A 9,456-nucleotide genomic window follows, 5' to 3' on the forward strand; every position below is an offset into this window, starting at 1 on the left:
CGCCACGCCCGCTGCGGACGATGCCCTGAGCTTGCGTTATAAACGGTTTATCGATCTATATCAGCGCAACGCGACGTGGTTCTGACGCCCGCGCTTGAGCTATCAAAACGAACACTTGAAAGGAGCCGAACAGATGAAAACCAAAGCCGCGATTGCATGGGAAGCTGGCAAGCCGTTGACCATTGAAGAGGTCGATCTGGAAGGACCGCGCGCTGGCGAGGTGCTGATCGAAGTGAAGGCAACGGGCATTTGCCACACCGATTACTACACGTTGTCGGGCGCGGACCCGGAAGGCATCTTCCCAGCGATCCTGGGGCATGAAGGCGCCGGTGTGATCGTCGATGTCGGGCCGGGCGTCGGTACCCTGAAGAAGGGCGACCACGTCATTCCGCTCTACACGCCGGAATGTCGCCAGTGCAAATTCTGCCTGTCGCGCAAGACCAATCTGTGCCAGGCAATTCGTTCGACGCAAGGGCGTGGCTTGATGCCGGATGCCACGTCGCGATTTTCCATCGATGGCAAGCCGTTGTTCCATTACATGGGCACATCCACGTTTTCGAATTACATCGTCGTGCCCGAGATCGCGGTCGCGAAGGTCCGGGAGGATGCGCCTTTCGACAAGATTTGCTACATCGGTTGCGGCGTGACGACAGGCGTCGGTGCCGTCGTGTATTCAGCGAAGGTCGAGGCCGGCGCAAACGTGGTGGTGTTCGGGCTGGGGGGCATTGGCTTGAACGTGATCCAGGGCGCAAAGATGGTCGGCGCGGACAAGATCATCGGCGTCGATCTCAACCCGGGCCGTGTCGAGCTGGCGAAGAAGTTTGGCATGACCCACTTCATCAATCCGAATGAGGTGCCGAATGTCGTCGATCACATCGTGCAACTGACCGATGGCGGCGCGGACTATTCGTTCGAATGCATCGGCAACACCAAGGTGATGCGCCAGGCGCTGGAATGTACGCACAAGGGGTGGGGTCAGTCGTTCATCATTGGCGTTGCGGCGGCGGGCGAGGAAATCAGCACGCGGCCGTTCCAGTTGGTCACGGGGCGCGAATGGAAGGGCTCGGCGTTCGGTGGAGCGCGGGGGCGCACGGATGTACCGAAGATTGTCGATTGGTATATGGAAGGCAAGATCAATATTGACGACCTGATCACGCATCGGCTACCGCTCGAACGGATCAACGAAGGTTTCGATCTGATGAAGAAGGGCGAATCGATCCGCTCGGTGGTGCTGTATTGAGCGTGTGGGCTGGATTCCGATGCGCCGTGGGCGCGTCGGAAGTGCAACGTGCAATGCCGGCAATAAAATCAAGGACCTAGCCATGCTAGAACTAGTAGAAGAACATCGCTGCTTCGGCGGCGTGCAGCGGACATACAGGCACGACTCGGACGTTGTGGGCTTATCGATGCGCTTCTCCGCCTTCCTGCCGCCGCAGGCAACCAGTGGGAAAGTCCCTGCGTTGTTCTACCTGGCCGGCCTGACGTGTACGGAAGAAACCTTCGCGATCAAGTCCGGCGCGCAAAGATACGCCGCAGAGCACGGCATTGCGCTCATTGCTCCCGACACAAGCCCACGCGGCGCGGGCGTGCCGAACGAAAGCGCGGCATGGGACTTTGGCGTGGGCGCGGGATTTTACGTCGATGCCACAGTGGAACCGTGGTCGCGGAATTATCGTATGTATTCCTATGTAACGCAGGACCTGCGGGCGACTGCGCTAGACGAACTGCCGATCCGGGAAGACCGGCTGGGAATCTTCGGCCACTCAATGGGCGGCCACGGCGCGCTCGTACTCGCGATGAAGAACCCTGACATCTATACGTCGGTGTCGGCGTTCGCGCCAATCGCCGCGCCATCGCAATGCGCTTGGGGCGAGAAAGCATTCTTGGGCTATCTTGGCGAGGATCGCGAGACGTGGAAACAGTACGATGCCAGCGAACTGGTCAAGCACGCTGCGTCAAGGTTCGAAGGGGGGATTTTGATCGATCAGGGTCTCGCCGATAACTTCCTCGCGACGCAATTGCATCCGGAGATATTCGAGGCCGCGGCGAAGGAGGCAGGGCAGGCAGTGACGGTGCGCAGGCACGAGGGCTACGATCACGGGTACTACTTTATCTCGACCTTCATCGGAGATCACATCGCGCATCATGCGCGGACGCTGTGTCGGTGATGGGTGGGGGTTTCAGTGTGTCCAGTCTTCAAACTTCAAATGCGGGACATGCGCGAATACGCCGTCGTTAGTCACGAGTATGGCGTCGACGCATCGGGCATGCGACGCGATCATCAAGTCCATTGGCGCGAGAGGCTGTCCCTTGCGCTCCAGTTCGGCGCGCAATGTTCCATACTCTTGAGCCACACGGGTGTCCCAAGGCAAGACGTCTGCACGCAACAAGAATTCGTGAACGACCCGACGAAGCCGCGTTGAGTCTGGACGTTTTGCCAATCCGAAAAGTAGTTCGCCTTCGGTCACTGCCGATACGCAGATGCTCGACATGGGAACACTCTCAAGCCGCGGCATCACGGCACTATGTTTCTTGATCAGATGGCTGACCATGTTCGTGTCGAGCATGTATCGCTTCACTCGTTCCATCCTTCAAACGGGTCGGGACGATGGCTTCCCTGATTGCGCTCGCTTGCATCCAGGAAGCCTTCAGGTATCTCTGCGTCCTTGAGCGCCACGATAAAGCCGTCCCAGTTTTCCGGTTTCCGCGAGAGGATGACGTCGCCCGTTTCCGAGTCTTGGCGAATGAAAACCTCACTGCCGTCAAACCGATAAGCGGCCGGGAGTCGCACTGCCTGGCTACGGCCATTGGTGAAAAGTTTCGCTATTTGCTTCATCGCGACACCCCTGAATTTGGTAGATACCAAAGTATAGTCCAAATTCAGGCAAACGATCACGCACGAGCGTTCGCCTCACTGCTATCTCCGTGCCAACAAGCTCCCTGCATAAACCAGCGCTGCCAGCGCCGTGATCCAGAAGCTCGTCGGCCAGTCTGTGTAATACGCGAGCGTCAAACCGATCCACGCCTGCAATAGCGCGAACCCGGCGGCGAGCAGCAAGCCGGTGGACAGCCGCGTCGTTACGTTTTGCGCGGCCGCGGCCGGTCCGACCATCAGTGCAAACACGAGCAGCACGCCGACAATCTGCGTCGATGCCGCCACCGCCAGCGCCGTGATGGCGAGGAACAATATCGACACAAGGCGCAGCGACACGCCTTTCGCTTCGGCCAATTCGGGTTGCAACGACGCGAACAGCAAAGGCCGCATGATCACCGCGAGCGCGCCGAGGCTCACCACGGCCAAACCGGCCAGCACGACGAGCGTTTCGTGGTTGACGCCAAGCACATTGCCGAAAAGCAATGCCGTCGCTTGCGTGGCGTAGGCGGTGAAGAAGTGGAGAAACAACAAGCCGAAACCAAGCGATAACGAGAGGATCACGCCGATCGCTACATCGCGGCCCGACAGTCTTTCGCCTAGAGCGCCCATGCCGATACCGGCCACGAGCGTCACACCGACCATGCCCCACAGGGGCGACGCGCCGACAAGCACGGCGCCGGTCGCACCGGTGAAACCCACGTGCGACAACGCATGTCCGGCAAACGTCTGGCCGCGCAGGACCAGGAAATAGCCGACGATTCCCGCCAGCACCGCGACGATTCCCGACGCCGCGAAGGCATTGCGCATGAACTCGTATTCAAACATCGTGGGTATGCTTTTTGGAATGGTGGTGATCGTGGCCGTGATCGTGCGAATGGCCGTCGCCGCCTTCTTCGTGGGCGTGGTCGAGCTTTTCGATTTCCACGTCGCCGGACATGACGAAAATGCGGCCATTGACGCGCATGACGTCGATCGGCGAGCCATACAGCCGCGATAAAACCGGCTTCGTGATGACTTCATCGATCGTGCCGAGCGCCGCGCGCCCGTTGCCGAGGTACAAAACGCGATCGATGGAATTGAGAAGCGGATTCAATTCGTGCGCGGAGAACAGGACGGTGATGCGAAGTTCGCGTTGCACGCGCCGTACGAGATCGACGACGCCGGTTTGATGGCGCGGATCGAGGCTGATCAAGGGTTCGTCGAGGAGCAGCAACTTGGGATTGCCGAGCAGACACTGCGCGAGGAGCAGGCGCTGGCGTTCCCCACCCGATAATTCAGACAGCGGCCGCGCCGCGAGCGCCGTGGCGCCGACCAGGTCGAGCACACGGTCGACATCGGCGTGAGCGGCGGCGTTTGGAAGGGGCAACCCCCACCGATGACCTTCTGCCGCCATCGATACGAAATCGCGGCCCCGCACGTGTCGACCGGCCAGGCCGCTACGAACCTGCGGCATATAACCAATGGCCGGATTGCCGCGCACGACCGCCTCGCCGTTCACGCGAATCGATCCCTTCGATAACGGCAGCAAACCCAGCATTGCACGCATCAGCGTGGTCTTGCCGGCACCGTTTGCCCCCAGCACACCGATAAACTCGCTCGCGCCGACGGTAAAGCTCGTGTCCGACAAGATCGGCCGGCCGCCCAGTTCGAGCGTGACGTGGTCGACTTCCAGCGCATTGTGTACAGGCGACTGCGAACCGGCACTTGCGGTCATGAATTTCATCCTTTCTTCGCGTTTTTTGGGGTGAAACGCAAACCCGGCTGCCGCGAATCGGCGCCTGCCGTCATTGTGCCTGTCCTTGCAGTGCAGCCGCCAACGTGTCGAGTTGCGAGGTCATCCATGTCTGAAAAGTCTTTCCGGCCGGCAGCGTCTCGGTGACGCTGATGCTTGGCACGTGTGCATCGTGGGCGATCTTCAGCATGCGCTTCGTGAGTGCGCCCGTGGCCTGGCTGTTATAGATCAGGACGTGCACGCGACGTTCGCGCAGATCCTTTTCGAATTGAGCGATGTCCGATGCGCTCGGTTCCGTATCGTTCATCGTGGCAAGCTGGAAGCGGGCGTTGTGCATGTCGAGGCCGATTGCGTCGGACATGTAGCCGAAGACCGGCTCCGTCGCCGTGACCGGCACGCCTTTGTAATGGCTCCGGAGCGCGGCGACTTTGTCGTCGATTGGCTTAACCGATGCCAGGAAAGCCTGCAGCCGCGCGTCGTAGTCGCTCTTGTGCGCCGGATCAGTTTGGACCAGGTACGCGCTGACCGCTTTCGCCACCGTGGGCATGGTCGCCGGGTCGTACCAAAGATGCGGGTTGTCGCCGGACTTCTTGCCGGTGAGTTGCGCCGCGACGATGCTGGTTCGCCCATTTCCCTTCGATGCCCCAAGCAGCTTGTCCATCCAGGGGTCGTAATCGGCGCCGTTGTACACGACCAGCGCCGCGTTTTGCAGCGCGCGGGCGGTTTTCGGACTCGCTTCGAAGAGATGCGGATCTTCGTCCGGATTGCTCAGGATGCTCGTCACCGCGACGTGCGCGCCGCCAAGCTGGCGCACGACATCGCCGTAGAAGTTCTCGGCTGCGACCACTTGCACGGGCTTCGTTTGCGCCGTTTGCGCCGATACCGAGCCGCACAGGCTGGCGCAAAAGACGGCGACGCACGACAGGACAGCGACGAGTTTGCTCATGGTGGTTCCTGGAACAAGTAGATGAATTACACGACAGCCGATGAATCAAATGGGCAACGGACTGGCTGATCGGCATCCCGTGCGAGCAGCCGAACCAGCGTCCTGACGCCTTCAAAGGAACCACGGCCAAGCGCCGTTCTGATCGGAGGCGATGATATAACATATCACTCTATTTTACATCTCCTGGCGCATCCAAAGCGCTCGACCCAGGTCGTTCGATCTCCCGCAAACCCAAGCCAGTTGGGGTTTTCCCGAAGTTTTGCAGTGCTTTGCGCGCCGCAGCATCGAAAGATGAGAGCGTGCCTTGACACGGTCACGTGCGTCGCCGATCATTCGTTCAAAGAGAGAGCAATTGATCACGTGAAGAGCGTTCGCTCAGTACGTGATGACTCTAAGACGAAGCACACGAACCGGAGACAAGCTCGTGAGACTGCAGGACAAAGTAGCAATCGTGACTGGCGCGGCCAGTGGAATCGGCGAAGCGGTCACCAAGCGGTTCCTCGGTGAAGGCGCGAAAGTGGTTGTGGTCGACTTGAAGGACGAAGCAGAACTGGCGCAGCGTTTCTCGGATACCCCGGACCGCGTGCTCGCCATCAAAGCCGACGTGACCCAGCGCGAGGACATTGAGCGCATCGTGGCGTCGAGCGTCGCGAAATTCGGTGGCATCGACATTCTCTTCAACAACGCGGCGCTGTTCGATATGCGCCCGATCCTCGATGAATCCTGGGACATCTTCGACCGCCTCTTCTCGGTGAACGTGAAGGGCATGTTCTTCCTGATGCAGCGCGTCGCGCAACGCATGGTGGAGCAGGGCCGTGGCGGCAAGATCGTGAACATGTCGTCGCAGGCGGGGCGTCGCGGCGAAGCGCTAGTTTCCCACTATTGCGCGACCAAGGCCGCCGTGATCAGCTACACCCAATCGGCCGCACTCGGGCTCGCGAAACATGGCATCAACGTGAACAGCATCGCGCCGGGCGTCGTCGATACCCCGATGTGGGAAACCGTCGACGCGCTCTTCGCGAAGTACGAAAACCGTCCGCTCGGCGAGAAGAAACGCCTGGTCGGAGAAGCGGTGCCGCTTGGCCGCATGGGCTTGCCGAACGACCTGACGGGCGCGGCGCTGTTCCTCGTATCGGCGGATTCCGACTACATCACCGCGCAGACGCTGAACGTAGATGGCGGTAACTGGATGAGTTGAAGCAGCACTGTCAAAACAAGACTAACCAGAGGGCATGGCGGCCCAGCGCCGCACCGTTCTTACCCGTTTCACCCAGCATCAACCGCTACAAGCCAAGGTCGGCGCCGGGGCCAAGTCCCAAAGCACGAGCGCCTGTGCTAACGAAAAAGGAGACGAAACAACATGAAACGCACCAGCCTCAGTCTTAGAGCCACGCCGATGCGTTCGCTCGCCATCGCCGCATTTGCCGCAGCCACGCTCGTGCCGGTCGCGGCGAAGGCCGCGACGGTTACCATCGCGACGCTCAACAACCCGGACATGATCGAGTTGAAGAAGTTGTCGCCGGCGTTCGAAAAGGCCAATCCGGACATCCAGTTGAAGTGGGTGATTCTCGAAGAAAACGTGCTGCGCCAGCGCGCGACGACCGACATCACCACGAATAGCGGCCAGTTTGACGTGGTGGCTATCGGCACCTACGAAGCTCCGCAATGGGGCAAGCGCGGCTGGCTCGCGCCAATGACCAATCTCCCCGCCGACTACGATCTCGACGACGTCGTGAAATCCGCTCGCGACGGTCTTTCGTACAACGGCCAGTTGTACGCACTGCCGTTCTACGTCGAAAGCTCAATGACGTTTTATCGCAAGGACCTCTTTCAGGCGGCCGGACTGACCATGCCGGATCAGCCGACCTACGACCAGATCAAGCAATTCGCCGACAAGCTCACGGACAAATCGAAGGGCCAATACGGCATCTGCCTGCGCGGCAAGGCAGGTTGGGGCGAGAACATGGCGTTCGTGTCGACGGTGGTGAACACCTTCGGCGGCCGCTGGTTCGACATGAACTGGAAGGCACAACTCGATACGCCGGAATGGCACAAGGCCGTGACGTTCTACTCGGACCTGCTGAAGAACGACGGCCCTCCGGGAGCGAGCTCGAACGGCTTCAATGAAAACCTGACGCTGATGTCCTCAGGCAAGTGCGCAATGTGGATCGACGCAACCGTTGCAGCCGGCATGCTCTATAACAAGTCGCAATCGCAGATCGCGGACAAGGTCGGCTTCGCTGCTGCACCGATCCAAGTGACGCCGAAGGGCGCTCACTGGCTGTGGTCGTGGGCGCTTGCGATTCCGAAGACCTCGAAGTCGCAAGATGCCGCGAAGAAGTTCACGACGTGGGCGACATCGAAGGAATATATTCAACTGGCGGCTAAGGACGAAGGCTGGGCGTCGGTCCCGCCGGGCACGCGCAAGTCGACTTACGCAAATCCTGAGTACCAGGCGGCGGCGCCGTTCGGCCCCTTCGTGCTGAAGGCGATTGAGACAGCCAATCCAAACGATTCGTCGGCGCAGAAGATTCCGTACACCGGCGTGCAATTTGTCGGCATTCCGGAATTCCAGTCGTTCGGTACGGTGGTCGGCCAATCGATCGCAGGTGTAGTCGCGGGGCAGACCACGGTTGACGCCGCGCTGAAGGCGGGTAACGCGGCGGCCGATCGTGCGGTCAAACAAGCCGGGTATCAGAAGTAAAGTCAGCAGTAAAGCCGTAACCAGCAGCAACCATCGCAGTACAGCGGGCCGCGCCGCTCCCTTGACGGGAGCCCGCGCGCGGCCTGCGCTTCATGAAGAGGTGACACGATCATGAGTCAACTTAATCCCCCCATAACGAACAACTATGAGCAATCGGCGGCCGAGCGAGACAAGCGGCGAGCGAGGTCGGTTCGCTGGCTGATCGCGCCGTCGACCGGTTTGCTGTTCTTATGGATGGCCATTCCGCTTGCGATGACCATCTGGTATTCGTTCTCGCGATACAACCTGCTGAACCCCGATGTCAAAGGTTTTGCCGGCATCGATAACTATTATTTCCTCGCGACCGATCCCGCTTTTGGACCATCGATCTTCCACACGCTGACGCTGATTATTTCCGTACTGGCGATCACTGTGATCGGCGGCGTGCTGCTCGCCGTGCTGTTCGACCGAAAGTTCATCTGGCAGGGCATTGCGCGGCTGTTGGTCATTGCGCCGTTCTTCGTCATGCCGACGGTCAGCGCATTGATCTGGAAGAACATGATCCTGCATCCGGTCTACGGACTGGTTGCGCAGGGGATGCGTGCGCTCGGGATGCAGCCGATCGACTGGTTCGGTGAGTATCCGCTGTTCGCGGTGATCATGATTGTCGCGTGGCAGTGGCTGCCGTTCGCATTCCTGATCTTGTTCACGGCTATCCAGTCACTCGACCAGGAACAAAAGGAAGCGGCGCGCATCGACGGCGCGGGCGCGTTCTCGATGTTCTTCTACATTACCCTGCCGCATTTGAAACGCGCGGTTGCGGTCGTGGTGATGATGGAGACCATTTTCCTGCTCTCGATCTTCGCTGAAATCTACACGACGACCGGCGGCGGCCCCGGCACGGCGACGACCATCCTGTCGTACCTGATCTACGCGCTTGGCCTGCAGCAGTTCGACGTCGGCCTGGCTTCGGCGGGCGGGATCCTGGCGGTGGTGCTGGCGAACATTGTTGCGTTCTTCCTCGTGCGGATGCTGTCGAAGAACCTCAAGGGAGAGTACGAATCATGAGCCATCCTGCAAGCACTACGAGTTCCATGCAGTTCATGGACATGTTCAAGCGCGGCATCCTGGGTGTGATTGCCTGGCTGATGGCAATCCTGCTATTTTTCCCGATCTTCTGGATGACCATCACGGCGTTCAAGACCGAGCAGCAGGCGTAT

General features: G+C 59.8%; 10 protein-coding genes and 1 pseudogene. 6 read left to right on the forward strand and 5 right to left on the reverse strand.

From position 1 onward, the window contains the following. Positions 1-133: 133 nt before the first annotated feature. Both WCA53_RS14495 and fghA read left to right on the forward strand, forming a co-directional pair. Entirely contained in the window at positions 134-1,240 is a 1,107-nt protein-coding gene (locus tag WCA53_RS14495) for an S-(hydroxymethyl)glutathione dehydrogenase/class III alcohol dehydrogenase (RefSeq protein ID WP_423911388.1), read from the forward strand. Positions 1,241-1,322: 82 nt separating this feature from the next. Next, on the forward strand, positions 1,323-2,168 hold the full coding sequence (gene fghA / locus WCA53_RS14500; RefSeq protein WP_423911390.1) for an S-formylglutathione hydrolase: 846 nt from the start codon (positions 1,323-1,325) through the stop codon (positions 2,166-2,168). Between the two features lie 12 nt (positions 2,169-2,180). Here fghA and WCA53_RS14505 read toward each other — a convergent pair whose 3' ends face one another. The 5 genes from WCA53_RS14505 to WCA53_RS14525 form a co-directional block, all read right to left on the reverse strand. Beyond that, complete coding sequence (locus WCA53_RS14505; RefSeq protein ID WP_423911392.1) at positions 2,181-2,567, reverse strand: type II toxin-antitoxin system VapC family toxin; 387 nt, start codon at positions 2,565-2,567, stop codon at positions 2,181-2,183. An 8-nt stretch (positions 2,568-2,575) separates the two neighbouring features. Then, positions 2,576-2,836, reverse strand: coding sequence for an antitoxin (locus WCA53_RS14510; protein ID WP_423911394.1), 261 nt, complete (start codon positions 2,834-2,836; stop codon positions 2,576-2,578). An 81-nt stretch (positions 2,837-2,917) separates the two neighbouring features. Beyond that, positions 2,918-3,700 carry a metal ABC transporter permease gene (locus WCA53_RS14515; RefSeq protein ID WP_423911396.1) on the reverse strand — a complete coding sequence of 261 codons (783 nt, stop codon included), beginning with the start codon at positions 3,698-3,700 and terminating at the stop codon, positions 2,918-2,920. Continuing rightward, entirely contained in the window at positions 3,693-4,589 is an 897-nt protein-coding gene (locus tag WCA53_RS14520) for a metal ABC transporter ATP-binding protein (protein WP_423911399.1), read from the reverse strand. Before WCA53_RS14520 ends, WCA53_RS14515 begins: the two co-directional genes overlap by 8 nt. A gap of 70 nt (positions 4,590-4,659) precedes the next feature. After that, positions 4,660-5,553, reverse strand: coding sequence for a metal ABC transporter solute-binding protein (locus tag WCA53_RS14525; protein ID WP_423911402.1), 894 nt, complete (start codon positions 5,551-5,553; stop codon positions 4,660-4,662). 424 nt (positions 5,554-5,977) lie between these two features. On the opposite strand from WCA53_RS14525, the gene WCA53_RS14530 reads away from it, so the two are divergent. The 4 genes and pseudogenes from WCA53_RS14530 to WCA53_RS14545 form a co-directional block, all read left to right on the forward strand. Further along, positions 5,978-6,751: an L-iditol 2-dehydrogenase gene (locus tag WCA53_RS14530; protein WP_423911404.1), complete on the forward strand. Its 774-nt coding sequence runs from the start codon at positions 5,978-5,980 to the stop codon at positions 6,749-6,751. A 162-nt stretch (positions 6,752-6,913) separates the two neighbouring features. Next, positions 6,914-8,257, forward strand: coding sequence for an ABC transporter substrate-binding protein (locus WCA53_RS14535; protein WP_423911406.1), 1,344 nt, complete (start codon positions 6,914-6,916; stop codon positions 8,255-8,257). 111 nt (positions 8,258-8,368) lie between these two features. After that, positions 8,369-9,304, forward strand: a complete 936-nt coding sequence (locus WCA53_RS14540; RefSeq protein ID WP_423911408.1) for a carbohydrate ABC transporter permease — start codon at positions 8,369-8,371, stop codon at positions 9,302-9,304. Between the two features lie 26 nt (positions 9,305-9,330). Then, a pseudogene (locus WCA53_RS14545) lies at positions 9,331-9,456 on the forward strand (carbohydrate ABC transporter permease); the annotation flags it as partial.

The sequence above is a fragment of the Caballeronia sp. genome, assembly GCF_049581465.1.
Classification (GTDB): Bacteria; Pseudomonadota; Gammaproteobacteria; order Burkholderiales; family Burkholderiaceae; genus Caballeronia.